The following is a 17,359-nucleotide window of genomic DNA, read 5'->3' on the forward strand; positions in this document are numbered from 1 at the left end:
TGGCCAGCTTTTTCGCGATGGCGGCCGTGGGCAGCCGGCACCTTCGTGATCTACTGTGTGCTCGAAGGCTGGCTCTTTCCCGAAGTAGCCCGCTTCAAGCCTACTCTACAAGTCGTAGAAAGTATACTGGTACTGAGCTTAGTAGGGCTGTATTTTCGCAAGCTGCTCCACGAGTTGCGCGTGACGCGCCTGGACCAGGAGCCCATATTCTGGGTTTCGGTTGGAATCGTCATTAACTTTTTGGGTAGCCTCCAGATTCATCTATTTAGCAACTACCTGCTCACGCACTATTCCAACCAGTTGAGCTTGTACGCCTGGGCCGTTCACTCGCTGCTAAACGTGGTGTTGTACGCCTGCTACTGCACCGCCCTATGGATTCGCCCCCGGAAGTAACCTTCGCCCCGCTGCTGTTCGGCGGCATTGCGTTTATGCTGCTGGCGGCGGGGGGCCTGGTGCTGTTTTTGGTGGTGTACCAGAAGCGGCTGCTGCAACAGCAGCTGCGCCAGCGCGCGGCCGAGGCCACCCACCAGCAAGCGCTGCTGGCCGCCATTGTGGAGGCCCAGGAGCTGGAGCGGGAGCGCATCGGCCGCGACCTGCACGACGGCATCGGCTCGACCATTGCCACGGCCAAGCTGCTGGTGCAGCGCCTAGAGGGCCCCCAGCCCCTGGCCGACCGCGCCGACCTGCTCGGGCTGGTGAAGGAAATAATGGGCACCGCCGTGCAGGACGTGCGCACCGTGTCGCACAGCCTCTACCCGGTGGTGCTGGCCCGCTTCGGCCTGGCCGAGGCCTTGCAGCACCTCGTGGACGTGTCGAACGAGGCCGGCACGCTGGCCGTGCAGCTGGAAGTAGAGTACCCCCGCCCACTGGCCCTGGCCCAGGAGCTGGCCCTGTACCGCATTTGCCAGGAGCTGATGCACAATACTTTTAAGCACGCCGCCGGGGCCACGCGCCTCAGCGTACAACTGCGGCAGCGCGGCACGCTGCTCACGCTGGCCGTGGAAGACGACGGCTGCGGCTTTGCCTTGCCCGCGCCGGGGGCCCCCGCGCCGGGGGCCCCCGCGCCGGCCGGCGGGGGCGTGGGCCTGCGCAGCATTGATGTGCGGGTGCAGCTGCTGCGCGCCCGCCTGCACCGGGCCTCGGGCCCCGGCCAGGGCACCCACACCCGCGTCGAGCTGCCCTCGGCCTTCGTGGTGTAAGTCCGCGTTTTCCTTCCGTTTCCGTCCTTTCCCCTTCCCATGGCTGCCATCGATTTCCCGGTCCGCATTGCGTTGCTCGACGACCACCCGCTGTTTCGGCAGGGGCTGCGCTACATTTTGCAGGCCCTGCCCTACGTGGAGGCTGTAGATGAGGCCGGCGAATTCCCCGAGCTGCTGGCCCTCTGCCGCCAGCGCCTGCCCGACGTGCTGCTCCTCGACCTGCAAATGCCCGGCATGGACGGCCCCGAGGTGGCCAAAACCCTGCTCGCCGAATTCCCCGGCCTGAAAATCATCGTCCTCTCGATGTTTTCCGCCGACAAGTTCATCACCCAAATGCTGAAGCTGGGGGCCCGCAGCTACCTGCCCAAAGACGCCGACCAGGACCAGCTCCGCCAGGCCCTGGAAGACGTGCTCACCACCGGCCACCATGTCACGCCGCGCATGTCGCGGGCACTGCTGCGCGGGGCCCCGGCGGCCCCGCCAGCAGTGCCCGCGCTCTCGGCCCTGGTGCAGCTCACCCCGCGCGAGGAGGAAATCCTGCGCCTCATCTGCGAGGGCCGCACGGCCGCCGAAATCGCCGACCACCTCTTCATCAGTCGCCGCACCGTGGAGGGCCACCGCCAAAACCTGCTCGAAAAAACTCACGCCCCCAACTCGGCCGGCCTCGTGGTGTACGCCGTCCGCCACGGCTTGCTGGATGCGTGAGCTAATACAGTGGCTGTGCCAGCGCGGCTTTAACTTTTTGCGCCCACTGATCGTCATCGGGCGCTACTACCAGCATCCGAAAATTATGGCGCTCGGCTTCTATTCGAACGCCTTCCGAATCGTCGATTAGTAAATCAATCCCGAAGCTCAGCGGGTGCTTCGTGCAGCGAACCGTTACCTCGCGGCTGTGTCGCTGTTGGTTCACTACCCCATCCAGACTGATACCGTGTAGCCAGAATAATTGGTGTATGTGCCAATCGCTGCGATAAGAGGTGGTATAGATCCACACCTCCCAGCCCTGTTGGCGGCAGTACTCAGCCAGTTCTACAACTCCTTCCCGAAGACCTTCGCTACCCAGCAATCGGGCTAGTCTGCTACGCCGTGGCCGCTCCAATGGAAAATCGTAGCCGCAGCGAATCAGGGTATTATCGAGGTCGAAGGCGATGCGCACGTTAAATCAGCGATTCTATAGTTGTTGAATCTCCCGCGTTACGGCCACGATCCTGCTCTCGCCCCAAATCGCGGAAGGCACGCAGCACCCGCGCCTGCTGCCGCAGAAACGCCAGCACTTCCTGGCGCTGCTCCCGGGGCATTGCACGCCAGCGCGCCGCATCCTCCGCCTCCTGAACGCTGTGGTCGGCGTGCAGGGTGGTTTTGCGGGTCACGGTTTTGTCGAGGCGGAGCATGGCTAAAGTTACGAATTCTCCAACAGCCCCTCCGCCAGGGCCCTGTCGTTGCTCAGGCGGGGCACCTTGTTTTGGCCGCCGAGCTTGCCCAGGCGCTTCATGTGGCGCTGGAACGCGCCGGGCGGCAGCGGCGTGAGCTGCAACGGCACCAGGATGTTGCCCCGGCGCAGGTCGTCGTAGTAGGTATTGCGCTGGCGCAGGGCCCCGTCCAGGGCCCCGGCGAAGACGGCGGCATCGGCCGGGGCCCGGGCAAACTCTACCAGCCACTCGTGGCGCGAGGGCTGCGCGGGGTCGGCGCTCACGCGCGGGGCCACGGTGAATTCCACCACTTCCACCGCCGGGAATTGCCGCATGGCTTCGCGCAGGGCCCCTTCCACTTCCTCGCCGATGACGTGCTCGCCGAAGGCCGAGAGGAAGTGCTTGAGGCGGCCCGTGACCACCACCCGGTGCGGAGCCAGGCTCACGAAGCGCACCGTGTCGCCGAGCGAGTAGCCCCACAGGCCGGCGTTGGAGGTGAGCACGACGGCGTACTGGCGGTCCAGCTCCACGTCGGCAATGGTGAGGCGGGGCGGGTTTTCTTCAAAAAACCGCTCGGCGGGCACAAACTCAAAGAAAATGCCGCTGTTCAGCAGCAGCAGCAGGCCGGGGTTGCCGGGCTGGTCCTGGAAGGCCAGAAAGCCCTCGGAGGCCGGGAACAGCTCGATGCTGTCGATGGGCCGGCCGATGCTTTCGAAGAGCTTAGCGCGGTAGGGGGCGAAGTTGACGCCGCCGTACACGAACAGGTTGAGGTTCGGGAAAACGTCCTTAATGGGCCGGCCGGTGAGCTGAATGAGCTTGTCAAAGTACATCTGCACCCAGGGCGGAATGCCCGAAATCAGGGTCAGGTCTTCGGGCAGCGTTTCCTCCACGATGCGGTCGAGTTTGGCTTCCCAGTCCTCGATAATGTTGGCCTCGTAGCTCGGCAGCTGGTTGCGGCGCAGGTAGGCGGGCACGTGGTGGTTGGCGATGCCCGAGAGGCGGCCGGTGGCAATGCCGTGGTGCTGCTCCAGCACCGGCGAGCCGCTGAGGAACATGAGCTTACCGTCCAAAAACTGACTGCGGCCGGTGGCGTGCACGTAGTGCAGCAGCGCGTCGCGGGCCCCGTTGATGTGGTTGCCGATGCTAGCGCGAGTGATGGGGATGTACTTAGTGCCGCTGGTGGTACCGCTGGTTTTGGCCAGGTACAGCGGCCGGCCGGGCCAGAGCACGTCGGCCTCGCCGGCCTGGGTGCGGTCGAAGTACGGCTTTAGGCCCTCGTAGTCGCGCACGGGCACTAGGCGGGCCAGGTCGGCGGGCGTGCGCAGGGCCCCCAGGCCGTGCGCCTGGCCGAAGGCCGTGGGGGCCCCGGCGGCGGCCAGCTGGCCCAGCAGCCGCAGCTGCGCGGCCACCGGCGCGCGCTGCCACTGGCGGTCGCGGTGCGCCACGTAGACCGCCAGGGGCCGGCTCAGCGTCGATTTTAGTCCCATAATCTGAGCAATAGCGTCTTAGTAAGCTAGGCGAAAGTACGCCCGGGGCCCCCGCGGCGGCCGGGCAGCAACCTAAATCCAGGGGCCCCGTTTCCTATGCACACCCACTTATTTTCTCTACATCATGGCAGATCACGCAGGCAAGGCCGTTTGGAACGGCGACATCAAAGGCAGCGGCACCCTTACTACCGACAGCGGCCAGCTCAACGCGCCGTACTCGGCTGGCAGCCGCTTCGAAGGCAAGCCCGGCACCAACCCCGAGGAGCTGATTGGCGCCGCCCACGCTGGCTGCTACACCATGTACCTCACGAGCGTGCTCACCAAGCACGGCCACACCATCGAGAACATCACCACGACCAGCACCGTGACGATGAACCCCAACAACGGCCACCCGGTCATCGAGCACATCCACGTGAACACCGTGGGCAAGGTGACGGGCGGCAACATCACCCCCGACGATTTCCAGAAGCACGCCGAAGACGCCAAGGCCAACTGCCCGGTGTCAAAGGTGCTGAGCGCCGTGCCCAAGATGACGCTCGAAGCCAAGCTGGCGTAGTCTCCTAGTTAGTTGTCAGTTATTAGTTGTCGGTTGTCAGGTGCTCAGGCCATCGTTCCGATAGGGCCCTGAGCGCCTGACAACCGACAACTAATAACTGACAACTATTTTTGCCCCATGCCCACAGGTTCTACCCGCATCCGCCTCCGCCCCGCCAACACTTCCCGCGTCCCATTTTGGGGCCAGCTGGCCATCGGCTTGTTCTGGGTGGTCTACGTTTCGGCCATGGCCTGGGGTGACACCACGGCCCACGACTACCACTTCCTACACTGGGTATTCCTGGTGTTCAGCCTCGTGTACATCGGCTACGTGCTGGTGAACAACGCCCCCATTTTCGGCACTCAGAGCTACCTGGAGTTCACGCCTGGCTACCTGGTGCACAAAAATGGCCTGTTCCGCCCCAAGCAAGTATTCGCCGTTGAGAACATCGCCACCCTGGAGCTATTAGCTTCCGTGCTGCGCGTGCGCATGAAAGACAACGAGCTGTACGCCCTCGACTTGAAAGAAGTAAAGGGCAAGCGCCGCAAGCTGGTGTTTCGCGAGCAGGTGCGCCGCTTTGCAGTCCGCTACAGCATCAACCTATTGGAGCCCAACCCGCTGCGCGGGTAGCCCACTACTCAAACAGGGGCCCCAGCGGCAGTTCAATGCCCGTGGCCGGGTCGGCCAGGGTCTGGGCGCCGTGGAAGAACGTGTAATTAGTAGGCGAAGCATAGACCACCACAGCTTGCAGTTGCGGCAACACAATCCAGCAGGATTTTACGCCAGCATCAAAATACTTAGCAGCTTTGTCGATCAATTCATCCAGCGCCTGGGTGGGCGAGAGAATTTCGATAGTTGTAAGAGGCATCTGCTGCGCCACAATATTATCGTGCATCAAATCAACCTTCACGTAGGGAAAAATGCCTATGTCGGGGACCATTATGCGCTCCGCAACGGCAATATTTATTTCCGAGCGGAAACGGAAAGCTTCCCGGTAGCGAAGCTTCAATTCAAATCCGATGTTAAGCTGGATACTTCCGTGGTTCTCGCTGGGCATAGGTTTTCCGCGTTCCAGTTCGTATTCGGAAAGTTCGACGGCAAGCGTTTCCATAGGTGAGTAATAGGTTTCCCCAAAGATAACCCGCCTGGCCGTGAAAACCCGGGGCCCCTACTTAGCAAATTTCTTGCGCAGGTCGTCGACCTGGCTGCGGAATTTCTTGTCCAAGTCCACTAGGTCCGACACCGTTTGCACCGAGTGCATAACGGTGGTGTGGTCGCGCCCGCCGAAGTGGAACCCGATGGTTTTCAGCGTGTGGCTGGTGTGGTGCTTGGCGAAGTACATGGCCACCTGCCGGGCCGTCACCACTTCCTTTTTGCGGGTTTTGTCCTTCAGCAGGTCCACCGACACGTTGAAGTAGGCCGCCACCGTTTTCTGGATGAAGTCGAGGTTCACCTCTGCCTCCACTTCTTCAATGATGTGGCGCAGGGCCTGCTTCACCATCTCCAAGTCGATGTCGCGGCGCGAGAGGCTGCTCTGGGCTACCAGTGAGGCGATTACGCCCTCCAGCTCGCGCACGTTGGTGTGCACCGAGTTCGCTAGGTAGTCTACCACGTGCGGGGCCGGAATGTCAATCCCGTCCTGCTCCATCTTGTTGCGGATGATGGCCACACGGGTTTCAAAGTCGGGCGTTTGCACGTCGGCCGTCAGGCCCCACTTAAAGCGCGACAGCAGCCGGTCTTCCAGGCCTTGCAAGTCCTTGGGCGGCCGGTCGGAAGTAAGCACAATTTGCTTGGCCGACTGCTGCAAGTGGTTGAAAATGTGAAAAAACATTTCCTGGGTTTTGTCCTTGTCAGCCAAGAACTGCACGTCGTCCAGAATCAGCACGTCTACTTGCAGGTAGAAGTTGGCGAAGTCCTGCACCTTGTGCGACTTCACGCTCTCGATGAACTGGTTCGTGAACTTCTCGGCCGACACGTAGAGCACAAACCGCTCGGGCGTGGTGGCCTTGATGTGGTTGCCGATGGCCTGCACCAGGTGGGTTTTGCCCAGGCCTACGCCGCCGTACACCATCAGCGGGTTGAAGCTGGTGGTGCCCGGCTTGTTGGCCACGGCAATGCCCGCCGAGCGGGCCAGGCGGTTGCAGTCGCCTTCGATGTAGTTGTCGAACGTGTAGGAGCCGTTGAGCTGCGAGGGCACCAGGTTGCCGTCCACGGCGCGCGCCTGCTGGAAGGGGTTGCGCGGGGCGGCTTCGGCGGTCGCAGCGGCGGGGGCCATCACGGGGCGGTTGCTGCCGGCGGCCTGGTAGTAGCGCGGGCCGCTGGCGGGGCCGTTGCCGGGCACGGGGCGGGGCCGTGCGTCGGGCGGCGGGGCGTCGCGCTCGGGGGCCGCTTGCTTGCGGGCCGGGGGCAGGTGCAGCGTTTTGGGCTGGTCGAGGGGCGTGCCCTGGTCCACCACCACGCTGTACTCCAGCCGCCCGGCGGGCCCCAATTCCTGAAACAGGGCCCGGCGTAGCTCGTCCACGTAGTGCTCTTCGAGCCAGTCGTAGAAGTAGTTGCTCGGCACCTGGATGGTGAGCACGTTGTCTTTCAGCTCGACCGGCACAATGGGCCGGAACCACGTCTTAAAGCTTTGCTCACCGATTTCGGCCGCAATCGTGCGCAGACAGCCTGCCCAAACGGTGCGAAAATCTTTGAGCATGGGACAAGTCTGCCAGCGAGCCGGGCAGAGCCAAACGAGGGTAGAAAGACAACCAAACCCCTCCCGTACGCGGAAGCGTTTGGGTTAGGGGGGGACAAAATTGTGGAAAACTTAGCAGGAAAAAAAGTCGGTTCTTCCTTGCTTATGTCGGGCTTTTAGCAGGCCCCGCGCACGGGCACCACGGCGGCACTGGCCAGCCCGCCGCGCTTAGCCCCGGGCGCAAATTCGTAGTCGAGCCGCCCGAGGTTGATGCCCGACCAGCCCACTTGGTTGATGAGGGCGGCGTGGCCGTCGGGGCCCTGGATGGGCTCGGGCGCGTCCATGAACGTGTGGGTGTGGCCGCCCAAAATCAGGTCGAGGCCGGCCACTTGGGCGGCCAGCTTGCGGTCGTCGATTTTTTCGTTGTCGTACTTGTAGCCCAGGTGCGAGAGGCAAATCACCATGTCGCACTTCTCGGGGCCCCGCAGCTGGGCCACCACTTCCTTGGCCTTGGCCACGGGGTCGAGGTACTGGGTTTGGCCGAAGTTTTTGTCGCCCACCAGCCCGGCCAGCTCAATGCCCAACCCGAACACGCCCACGCGTACGCCCTGCTTCACAAACACCTTGTAGGGCTGAAACTTACCGGCCAGCGGCGTCTTCGAGAAGTCGTAGTTGGCGATGAGGAACGGGAAGCCGGCGTTGGGCAATTGGCGCCCGAGGCCGTCGAGGCCGTTGTCGAAATCGTGGTTGCCGAGGGTGCTGGCGTCGTAGCCCATGCGGGTCATCAGCTTGTATTCCAGCTCGCCGCCGAAGAAGTTGAAGTACGGCGTGCCCTGGAAAATATCGCCCGAGTCGAGCAGCAGCACGTTGGGCTCCTTGGCCCGCACGCCGGCAATCAGGGCCGAGCGCCGGGCCATGCCGCCCAGGCCCGCCCACTGCCCACCACCCTCAGGAAACGGCTCGATGCGCGAATGCATGTCGTTGGTGTGCAGGATGGTGAGCTTCACTGGTGCTTTGGCGGCAGGGGCCGCCACGGCGGCGTTGGCCAGGGCCCCCAGCGTGGTGAGGCCGGCGGTGCCAAGCAAAGAATTACGGAGGAAATCGCGGCGTTGCATATCGAATCAGTTATCGGTGAGCAGTTATCAGTTGAGCGCGAATAAGCAACCCCTGTGCGGCCACTGCTCATCGTTAACTGATAACTGTTAGTTGACCTTCACCCGGCCTTCGACCTGGGCCGTGACGGGCTGGCCGGCCTTGGTTAAGTCGCGAATGTGGTCGGCGATGGCGGTGCGCAGCAGCACGCCGGTGTGGCGTGGGGCAATGTTTTTGAAGAACACCATGTTGTCGCCGCCCCCGGCCAGGTAGTCGGAAATGGCGATGGCATAGGGCTTGGCCTGAGCGGCGTCGAAGGGCTGGCCGCCGATGCGAATGTCCTGGGCGTGGCCGTCGGGCGTGGCCGTGTAGGTGGCCCCCGAGATGGCCATCTTCACGTGGGCGGCATAGTCGAACAACTGCTGCACGGTGGCGGCCGGCGCGTCCAGCACCACTAGCTCGTTCTCGAACGGCATTAGCTCGAACACGTTGCCCAGCGTGACGGGCCCCGCGGGCAGGCTGGCGCGCAGGCCCCCGTTGCTCATCACGCTCAGCGGCACGGGCTCGTGCAGCACCTCGGCGGCGCGCTGGCGCTGCAAGTCGGCTACAAAATTGGCCAGCGGCGATTCGCCCGCTTTCTTCGTCAGGGCCACCGGGGCGGTGCCCAGCACGCCCTGCATTTCGGCCGTCACCTTGTCGTGGTAGGGCCGGATGAGGGCGGCTACGGCGGGGTCTTCGGCCTGGGTTTTGCCCACCGGCTGGCTCGTAGCGGGCACGAAGTGAGCCGTGGGCCGGTAGGGGCCCCGCTGGCAGCCGGCAGCGGCCAGCAGGGCCAGCGCGGCGGCCGTGAAACGAAAAGAACGCAGCATGGAAAGCACGAAAGCGGTGGGCAACAACTGAGGGGGCGGCGGGTAGCCCCCGGCGGGCAAAGGTACGGCCGCGGCTAGGTTTGCCGGGGCCAGGCGGCCCGGCCTTTCCCGGCCGGGGCGGTATCTTGCAGGCGCCCTGCGGCCCGGCCCGGCTGCGGTTTCCCACCCCCTTCCTATGTCCGAACCCCTGCCGGCGCCACCGGTTGCTTTCACCGAATTTGCGGCCCTGACCACCGCCGACTGGCAGGCCCGCCTGGCCCGCGACCTCAAGGGCCAAGACCCGGCTGTGCTGCGCTGGCCCTTGCCCGACGGCCTCGTGCTGGAGCCGTTTTACCACCGCGAGGCCCTCGACGCGTTGGGGGGGGCACCCGCGCCCTTGCCCTTCCCCGCCCGCCCCTGGCTGAACGTACCCGCTCTGCCCGTGCCGGCAAGTTCCGACGGCCGCTTCGAGATTGAGCGCGCTGTAATAGCCCTGGCCCACGGAGCTGATGGCGTGCACTTTGAGCTAACCACGGCTTCGGGGTTTGATGCTGACTACTTGGCCCAGCGGCTGCCGCTGGCGGCCACGTTCGTGGGCTACACCGTGGCCGAGGGCCCCGACGTGTTGCTGGCCCACCTGGTGGCCGCCGCACCCGGCGTGGCGCTGCGCGGCTTCCTGCGGTTTGTGCCGCTGCTGGGCCCCGAGGGCGGCACGCCGCCGCAGTACGCCGGGGCCCTGCGCCGCTGCGTAGCCCTGGCCCAGACCTGGCCCGATTTCCGGGCGCTGGCCGTGAACGCGGCGTACTTCGGCAACGCCGGGGCCACCGGCGGGCAGCAGTTGGCCTACGGCCTGAACACCGCCGCCGCTCTGCTGGCCACCCTGCCCGACGCGGCCACGCCCCTGGCCGCCGTGGCCGGGGCCCTGCACTGGCACGTGGCCGTGGGCCCCAGCTACTTCCCCGAGCTGGCCAAGCTACGGGCCCTGCGCCGCCTTTGGCCCACGCTGCTGCACGCCTACGGCCTGCCGCCCGCGGCGGCCGCTGGCCTGCGCGTGCACGCCGCCACCGCCACCTGGACGCAAACCACCCTCGACCCGCACACCAACCTGCTGCGCGCCACCACCGAAGCCATGAGCGCCGTGCTCGGAGGTGCCGACTCTTTGTCGGTCGGCACGTTCGACAGCTTATATACTGCGCCCAACGAGTTTTCAGGCCGCCTGGCGCGCAACCTCTCGCTGGTGCTGCGCGAGGAAGCCCACTTTGGCGCCGTGCAGGACCCCGCCGCTGGCTCGTACTTCGTCGAAACCCTGACCGACGAGTTAGCCCGCGCCGCCTGGGCCCTGTTCCAGCAAACCGAGGCCGCGGGCGGGCTGCCGGAGGCCCGCTCGCTGGTGCTGGAGGCCGTGCACGCCGCGGCCACGGCCACGTTCCAGCGCATTGCCGCCGGCAAACAAGTAGTGGTGGGCACCAACCGCTTCGAAAACCGCGCCGAGCGCTTCCCCTTCAACCCCAAGAAGTTGCTGCGCTCAGCGGCCTTCGACACCACGCGCGCCGCCTATCCTTCGGAAGTGCTGCGCCTGGCCACGGCCCTGCACTTCGAGCGGCGCGAGCGCAAGAGCAAGCAGGCCGCACTGGTGCTGCTGGGCGCGGGCATAAACCGCCACATCGAGGAGTCGTTCTACCGCTTGCTGCCGGCCCTAGAGCGCCCCGAGCTGGCCGCCAGCCACCCCGAAGGCACGCTCTCGTTCCTGTTTTCGTCGCCCGAAGAGGCCACGCTGATGTACGCCACGCCCGAGCAGTTCCAGCGCTTCGCCCGCTTCCTCTACCGCATCCCAGTCGAGCGCCAAGTATTTGTGCCGCCGGTGCTACTCTCCTCCGACCTCGCCACGTTGCAGGAGGCCATACGCGTGTTCGGCTTCCAAGAAATGACGGTGCAGGGCTACACCACCGAGGAAGTGCTGGCCCGCCTGCAAGGGCGGTAGGCCTCAATTAAAAATGAAGATAGGACTTACGCAAAAGCCAGCGTTGGCTGCATTAATTCATGGCGCATATACGCATCCAAAAACCCTTGTTTAAGTTGATAAACGGTCTTTTGGGTCTGGTAGGCAGCTTGTTTGAGGCGGGTCCAGGCCCGCATAGCCAGGGCACTATGGTTGCGCTGGCTGCGGGCCAGCCGGCACTGGCAGGCTTGCACGCCGGTGAGTTGCTTGAGTTCGCGGTGAAACTGCTCAATCGTCCAGCGGACGCTGCTTTCGTGTTCGGCAGCGGCCGTGTTCAAGGGCTCGACCTCGTTGGGGAGGAGGTAGTCCGTCCGGTGGGGGGACACCAGTACGCGGAAAAGTTTCAGTTTGCAGTCCTTGGGCATGCCCTTCACTTTCAAGATTTTTCCGACTTCCACCTCTGCGGCCGACCAAGACAGGCAGCTCACGGGCTGATAGGGCTGCTGGCCGCCGGAATCGTCGACGAGGCGGTTGCTTTTCAGCGGGCAGTAAAACGTTTTGCCGGCGGCCAGCAGCCACTTGAACAAGGCCGTGGTCGCGTACCAGCTGTCCATGAGCACCGTGCGGTACGAAATGCCACGTGGCACCAGTTGCGTCAGCCTCTCGGCCACGTGGTCCAGCTTGGTCTTGCCCTCGGTGGCGGGGGCGAAGAGGCGATAGTCAATGAGCCAGAACTGGTCGGTTTCGGGGTTGACGTACACGCAGGTGACCAAGCCGATGCCGGCAATGATGCCGTGGGCATTGCCGCTGTACTGGCGGCGCACCAACTCGATGCGCCGACTATGGTGCTTGTCGAGTACCGTGTCGTCAAACAGGACGTAGCCCCGCGCGCTCAACACCACCTGCGGGCGCACCTGCTGCCAGAGCTGGCGCGGCGTGAAGTGACTGGTCTTGAGAAAGTAGCGCACGTTGTCGTGCGTCAGGCCCTCCAAGTGCTCGGCCAGGTACGTGCCGGTGTAATTCACTTGGCTGCTCACCAAAAACTGCCCGTAAAGTTGTGCCGTCACTTTCATGGGTTTTCTTTTCAAGTTACGCCTTTTGCGTAAGTCCTATGAAGAATTAAAAGTTGTGAGTTTTTGCCTTAGCTCTTCAGTAAGAACCAATGCTAAACCAGCTGATTTGCTGATTTTTAATTCATAATTTTTAATTTTTAATTCTCCTCCCATGAAACCCGACTTCGCCGCCATTGCCTACGATGCCGCCCCGCCCCAGCCCACCCCCGGGGGCCCCGAGGCGCCGGCCCAGTCCACGCCCGAAGGCATTGCGCTGAAGCCTTGCTACACCGCCGCCGACGTGGCCCACCTCGACCACCTGGGCTTCGGGGCTGGGCAGGCGCCCTACCTGCGGGGGCCCTACGCCAGCATGTACACCCAAAACCCGTGGACCGTGCGGCAGTACGCGGGCTTTTCGACGGCCGAGGCCAGCAACGCTTTCTACCGCCGCAACCTGGCCGGCGGGCAAAAAGGGCTGAGCGTGGCCTTCGACCTGGCTACCCACCGCGGCTACGACTCGGACCACCCGCGGGTGCAGGGCGACGTGGGCAAGGCCGGCGTGGCCATCGACTCGGTGGAGGACATGAAAATCCTGTTCGACCAGATTCCGCTGGAGCAGATGTCGGTGAGCATGACCATGAACGGGGCCGTGCTGCCGGTGCTGGCCTTCTTCATCGTGGCGGCCGAGGAGCAGGGCGTGCCGCCAGAAAAGCTGACGGGTACCATCCAGAACGACATTCTGAAGGAGTTCATGGTGCGCAACACCTACATCTACCCGCCGGGCCCCAGCATGCGCATCATCGCCGACATTTTTAGCTACACGGCGGCGCGCATGCCCAAGTTCAACTCCATCAGCATCAGCGGCTACCACATGCAGGAAGCCGGCGCCACCGCCGATTTGGAGCTGGCCTACACCTTGGCCGATGGCCTGGAATACGTGCGCGCCGGCCTGGCCGTGGGCCTGCCCATTGATGATTTTGCGCCGCGCCTGTCCTTTTTCTGGGCCATCGGCATGAACCACTTCATGGAAATTGCTAAGCTGCGGGCTGGCCGCCTGCTGTGGGCCAAGCTCATGCAGCAGTTCAACCCCCAAAATCCCAAGAGCCTGGCCCTACGCACCCACTGCCAAACCTCAGGCTACTCCCTCACCGAGCAGGACCCCTACAACAACGTGGCCCGCACCGCCATTGAGGCCCTGGCGGCCGTGCTCGGCGGCACCCAAAGCCTGCACACCAACGCGCTGGACGAGGCCATTGCCCTGCCCACCGACTTCTCGGCCCGCATTGCCCGCAACACGCAGCTCTACTTGCAGCACGAAACCGACGTGACGAAAGTGGTGGACCCCTGGGGCGGCTCGTACTACGTCGAAACCCTGACCCACGAGCTGGCCGACCGCGCCTGGGCCCTCATCCAGGAAGTAGAGCAGCTCGGCGGAATGGCCAAGGCCATCGAAACCGGCCTGCCCAAGCTGCGCATCGAGGAAGCCGCCGCCCGCAAGCAGGCCCGCATCGACGCCGGCAAAGAGGTAATTGTGGGCGTGAACAAGTACCAGACCGACGAAAAAACCGAAGTCGAAGTGCTGGACATCGACAACGATGCCGTGCGCGAAAGCCAGCTTGCCCGCCTCACCCACGTGAAGGCCACCCGCGACGACGTGGCCGTGAAAGTGGCCCTGGCCGCCCTCACCGAAGCCGCCGGCCTGCGCCTGGCCGACGTAGCCGCCGAGGCCCAGGGCCCCGAAGCCATGCCGCACAACCTGCTGGCCCTGGCCGTAACCGCCGCCCGGGCCCGCGCCACGCTGGGCGAAATCTCGGACGCACTGGAGGCCATGTACGGCCGCCACCAAGCCACCACCCGCACCGTGGCGGGCGTGTACTCGCAGGAAATGAGCCACAACGAGGAATTTGCCCGGGCCCGGGCCGCCGCCGATGCCTTCGCCGCCACCGAGGGCCGCCGCCCGCGCATGCTGGTGGCCAAAATGGGCCAGGACGGCCACGACCGGGGCGCGAAAATCATCGCCACGAGCTTCGCCGACGTGGGCTTCGACGTGGACCTGGCCCCCCTCTTCCAAACCCCTGGCGAAGTGGCCCGCCAGGCCGTGGACAACGACGTGCACGTGGTGGGCGTGAGCAGCCTCGCCGCCGGCCACAAAACCCTGCTGCCCCTGCTCATCCAGGAGCTAAAGGACCAAGGCCGGCCCGACATCCTGGTCATCGCCGGCGGCGTCATCCCCGCCCAGGACTACCAGTTCCTCTTCAACGCCGGCGTGGCCGGCGTGTACGGCCCCGGGACGGTGATTGCCAAAGCTGCGCAGGAGATTTTGGAAAAGTTGGAGGGGTAAATACCAGACCGTTTTTTTCGTGTTCAGTCGCTTCAATTTACAATAATTATATGGCGCTGTTTGCAACATTACGTAGCCTTAAGACGGAGCTTGATGCGCTACGTCCGCTTTCCGCAGAACAGGAGCAACGGGTACTACAAAAATTTCGGCTTGATTGGAATTACAATTCCAACGCCATTGAAGGAAATTCCCTCACGCTGGGCGAAACCCGTTCGTTGTTGTTGCACGGTCTCACGGCCGCTGGCAAGCCCATGCGTGACCATTTAGATATTAAGGGCCACAACGAAGCGGTGCTGTGGCTTGAAGATTTTGTGCGCGACGAGCGACCATTAACGGAACAGTTTATCCGCGGAATGCACCAAGTATTGTTGGGCGAGCCTTACGAAGTGCAGGCACAGACGCCCGACGGCCAGCCTACTCGCAAGATGATTCAGCCGGGCCAATACAAGCGGCAGCCAAACAACGTGCTAACCTCAACCGGCGAAATGTTCTACTTCGCTAGTCCTGAAGAAACGCCGGGCCGCATGACGGATTTAGTGGATTGGTACCGCCAAGAAACTGAGAATTCCGAATTGCATCCGGTGGCTCTGGCTGCTGAATTTCACTACCGTTTCGTGCGCATCCATCCCTTCGACGATGGCAACGGCCGCATGTCGCGTCTATTAATGAACTTGATTTTATTGCGTCATGGCTACTCGATAACTGTTATCAAAGCTGCTGACCGCAACCGCTATTTGGCCACCCTAGCCGAGGCCGACGCAGGCGAGCCAGAGCCATTTCTGCGCTTCATCATCGAAAACGTAGAGGCTTCGCTGCGGCTGATGATTCGGGCCGCGAAGGGGGAATCTATTGATGAGCCGGATGATTTGGACAAGAAACTAGCGCTGCTGAAGAAGCAGGTATTGAGCCGCGAGGACAAGATTAACGTGGTATGGTCGCCAGAAATACAAGAGGACTTTTATCATGCATTATTAGAACCCTGGTTCAATAACGTAGCCCTTGAAGTGGAGCGATACGATGAATTATTTCTTGGAAAAAGCATTTCTATTACATATCATAAGGTGGGGGAGAAAACTTTTAGTGGCACCAAAGCAAGTACACTAATAGAAGCCCAAAAAGATGCGCAAACGCATTTCAGCAAGCTAGACACTCCTCTTGATCACTACATTCTAGTGTTTAACTGGACTACATTCAGAATTTCTAATAATCCTTTCGATTTACGGTTACTAATTGATTTCAAATTTGCTAAGTATGAATTTGAAGTATATTTTCGTTTGTTTGAGTCTAAAATAAATTTAGAGGAACCAACATCTATTTTGTAACAAAATCTGTGTACAAGAGTGGATATGACAGTATGCAATTTCACGCTCTTAATCATCAACTCGCCAACAAAGTCTACGATTTTATTGCCGCCAAAGTCGCCGAGGCCGACAAGCCTCCAGCCTGAGTTCCTGGACCACTTTGCCAAGTGAATTTTCTTCGTGCAAATCCTTAATCCTGCAAATACTCTTCACAGCTATAAATTGTGGGAATATTTTGCGAGAGACGAGGATAGCGAATGCTACAATAGTTTCGCCTCTCCTTTTAACCCCCGCCGCAGCGGCTGCCACTGCAAGTAAGTAGCGCTGCGCCACAGCCACTCCAGCGGCCCGTAGCGGAAGCGGCGCATCCAGCTGTGCGCCACGGCGGCTTGCGCGGCGAATAGGAGCATGGCAGCTCCCAGCGCCCATTTTAGGGGGATGGTGGCGGGACCTACGTAGTGCCTGCAATACCAGGCAAAGAGCAGCAAGCCCAAGGATTGCAGCACGTAGGTCGTCAAGCCCATTTTGCCCAGGGGCCCCAGCCAGGCCAGGGCACGCCGGAACGGGGGCTGCCGGTATAATTGCACCATACCGGCCACGTACAGGGCCGAAACGGCGAGGCTTTTCAGAATAAAAAAGGTGTCGTAGAAACGAGTCGCCAGACCAGCACCGAAGGCCGACGCTAACTGGTTGTAGGAAAGCCGCAAGCCAAAAAAAGCAACCGCTGCCGCGACTAAAATTCGGTTAAAAAACACCCGGTTGGCAGCCGTATCGGCAAATGCGTCGCGGCGGCCCAGGTACAAGCCGAGCACGAACAGGGCAGCGATGGAGAGTACCCGAAACCCGGAAAATTCGTCCACCAGAAAGCTGCCCGCCGCCTCCCCAAAAGCCTGCGTGAACAGCGCCGTGGCCGGAGCCAGCGAGTAAGCAAAGCACGCCCCCCCAACGAAGAGCAGGGCGCTTGCGCACAGCAGCCACTTATTGCACCACCGGTACACCAGCACCAGCAGCAGGCCCACCACGGCGTAAACGTGCAAAATTTCGAATTCGAATAGCATCCGGTGCAGCCACCCCAGGGCCCCCAGCAGCACCAGCCGCCACACGAAGCGCGCGGTATAGGGCTGGCCTTTGGCGCCGGCGCTGCGCAGCTGCAAGGCAAAGCCCAACCCGAAAAGCAGCGAAAAGATGCTGAAAAACTTCCCAATCACGAACGCATCAACTCCCAGCCGAACGGCCGTTTCGCCGGCGCTTGGCGGGCCCGCGGGGCCCGTGCCGTCGCCGCGCTGGCCCACAAAGGTTATCAGGAAGTGCACCAGCCAGATGCCCAGCAGAGAAAAACCCCGCAGCACATCTACTACTTCGAGCCGCGGCGAGGCGGCGGGCGGGGCAGAAGAAAATATTGAGGTTGCCTGCACGCCGGGGTCGGGTTGGGGCCCGCCGGTGGCAGGCGCTGGCAAAACTAACGGCCAGCAGCGCTTC

Annotated in this window: 17 protein-coding genes; 8 read left to right on the forward strand and 9 right to left on the reverse strand. The window is 62.6% G+C overall.

From position 1 onward, the window contains the following. The first annotated feature begins 57 nt into the window (after positions 1–57). The 3 genes from AXW84_RS25110 to AXW84_RS16200 are packed head-to-tail and all read left to right on the forward strand — an operon-like array spanning position 58 to position 1,904. Positions 58–393 (forward strand): hypothetical protein, encoded by a 336-nt coding sequence (locus tag AXW84_RS25110; protein WP_157887074.1) that lies wholly within the window; start codon positions 58–60, stop codon positions 391–393. After that, the gene (locus AXW84_RS16195; RefSeq protein WP_068235469.1) at positions 372–1,199 is read left to right on the forward strand and encodes a sensor histidine kinase; all 828 of its coding nucleotides are present in this window, start codon (positions 372–374) and stop codon (positions 1,197–1,199) included. The genes AXW84_RS25110 and AXW84_RS16195 overlap by 22 nt, the downstream gene beginning before the upstream one ends. Positions 1,200–1,238: 39 nt before the next feature. After that, complete coding sequence (locus AXW84_RS16200; protein WP_068235472.1) at positions 1,239–1,904, forward strand: response regulator transcription factor; 666 nt, start codon at positions 1,239–1,241, stop codon at positions 1,902–1,904. A gap of 1 nt (position 1,905) precedes the next feature. Here AXW84_RS16200 and AXW84_RS16205 read toward each other — a convergent pair whose 3' ends face one another. Genes AXW84_RS16205 through AXW84_RS16215 form a run of 3 tightly spaced genes read right to left on the reverse strand, consistent with a single transcriptional unit; the run spans position 1,906 to position 4,095 of the window. Next, positions 1,906–2,355 (reverse strand): hypothetical protein, encoded by a 450-nt coding sequence (locus AXW84_RS16205; RefSeq protein WP_068235475.1) that lies wholly within the window; start codon positions 2,353–2,355, stop codon positions 1,906–1,908. A 1-nt stretch (position 2,356) separates the two neighbouring features. Then, positions 2,357–2,590 (reverse strand): hypothetical protein, encoded by a 234-nt coding sequence (locus AXW84_RS16210; RefSeq protein WP_068235478.1) that lies wholly within the window; start codon positions 2,588–2,590, stop codon positions 2,357–2,359. Between the two features lie 8 nt (positions 2,591–2,598). Then, the gene (locus AXW84_RS16215) at positions 2,599–4,095 is read right to left on the reverse strand and encodes a GH3 auxin-responsive promoter family protein (RefSeq protein ID WP_068235481.1); all 1,497 of its coding nucleotides are present in this window, start codon (positions 4,093–4,095) and stop codon (positions 2,599–2,601) included. Positions 4,096–4,219: 124 nt separating this feature from the next. Between AXW84_RS16215 and AXW84_RS16220 the strand changes: the two genes are divergently transcribed. Together AXW84_RS16220 and AXW84_RS16225 are read left to right on the forward strand one after the other, a co-directional pair. After that, complete coding sequence (locus AXW84_RS16220) at positions 4,220–4,651, forward strand: OsmC family peroxiredoxin (RefSeq protein ID WP_068235484.1); 432 nt, start codon at positions 4,220–4,222, stop codon at positions 4,649–4,651. A 117-nt stretch (positions 4,652–4,768) separates the two neighbouring features. Further along, complete coding sequence (locus AXW84_RS16225) at positions 4,769–5,260, forward strand: hypothetical protein (RefSeq protein WP_068235487.1); 492 nt, start codon at positions 4,769–4,771, stop codon at positions 5,258–5,260. A 4-nt stretch (positions 5,261–5,264) separates the two neighbouring features. On the opposite strand, the gene AXW84_RS16230 is transcribed toward AXW84_RS16225, so the two are convergent. The 4 genes from AXW84_RS16230 to AXW84_RS16245 form a co-directional block, all read right to left on the reverse strand. After that, positions 5,265–5,741, reverse strand: coding sequence for a Uma2 family endonuclease (locus tag AXW84_RS16230; protein ID WP_068235490.1), 477 nt, complete (start codon positions 5,739–5,741; stop codon positions 5,265–5,267). Positions 5,742–5,798: 57 nt separating this feature from the next. After that, entirely contained in the window at positions 5,799–7,328 is a 1,530-nt protein-coding gene (dnaA, locus tag AXW84_RS16235) for a chromosomal replication initiator protein DnaA (RefSeq protein ID WP_068235493.1), read from the reverse strand. A 155-nt stretch (positions 7,329–7,483) separates the two neighbouring features. Further along, positions 7,484–8,422 carry a bifunctional metallophosphatase/5'-nucleotidase gene (locus tag AXW84_RS16240; RefSeq protein ID WP_068235495.1) on the reverse strand — a complete coding sequence of 313 codons (939 nt, stop codon included), beginning with the start codon at positions 8,420–8,422 and terminating at the stop codon, positions 7,484–7,486. 87 nt (positions 8,423–8,509) lie between these two features. After that, entirely contained in the window at positions 8,510–9,268 is a 759-nt protein-coding gene (locus tag AXW84_RS16245; RefSeq protein WP_157887075.1) for a 5'-nucleotidase C-terminal domain-containing protein, read from the reverse strand. A 175-nt stretch (positions 9,269–9,443) separates the two neighbouring features. On the opposite strand from AXW84_RS16245, the gene AXW84_RS16250 reads away from it, so the two are divergent. Continuing rightward, positions 9,444–11,228 carry a methylmalonyl-CoA mutase family protein gene (locus AXW84_RS16250; protein ID WP_068235502.1) on the forward strand — a complete coding sequence of 595 codons (1,785 nt, stop codon included), beginning with the start codon at positions 9,444–9,446 and terminating at the stop codon, positions 11,226–11,228. A 26-nt stretch (positions 11,229–11,254) separates the two neighbouring features. On the opposite strand, the gene AXW84_RS16255 is transcribed toward AXW84_RS16250, so the two are convergent. Beyond that, positions 11,255–12,259, reverse strand: a complete 1,005-nt coding sequence (locus AXW84_RS16255) for an IS701 family transposase (RefSeq protein ID WP_068231096.1) — start codon at positions 12,257–12,259, stop codon at positions 11,255–11,257. A 151-nt stretch (positions 12,260–12,410) separates the two neighbouring features. Between AXW84_RS16255 and scpA the strand changes: the two genes are divergently transcribed. Further along, positions 12,411–14,579 (forward strand): methylmalonyl-CoA mutase, encoded by a 2,169-nt coding sequence (gene scpA, locus AXW84_RS16260; RefSeq protein WP_068235505.1) that lies wholly within the window; start codon positions 12,411–12,413, stop codon positions 14,577–14,579. Positions 14,580–14,629: 50 nt separating this feature from the next. Next, positions 14,630–15,901: a Fic family protein gene (locus AXW84_RS16265; protein WP_068235508.1), complete on the forward strand. Its 1,272-nt coding sequence runs from the start codon at positions 14,630–14,632 to the stop codon at positions 15,899–15,901. A gap of 239 nt (positions 15,902–16,140) precedes the next feature. Here AXW84_RS16265 and AXW84_RS16270 read toward each other — a convergent pair whose 3' ends face one another. Beyond that, a complete protein-coding gene (locus AXW84_RS16270; protein WP_068235511.1) occupies positions 16,141–17,337 on the reverse strand; it encodes a DUF418 domain-containing protein in 1,197 nt (398 codons plus the stop codon). Positions 17,338–17,359: the final 22 nt, after the last annotated feature.

It is taken from the genome of Hymenobacter sp. PAMC 26628 (assembly GCF_001562275.1).
In the GTDB taxonomy this organism is placed as follows: domain Bacteria; phylum Bacteroidota; class Bacteroidia; order Cytophagales; family Hymenobacteraceae; genus Hymenobacter.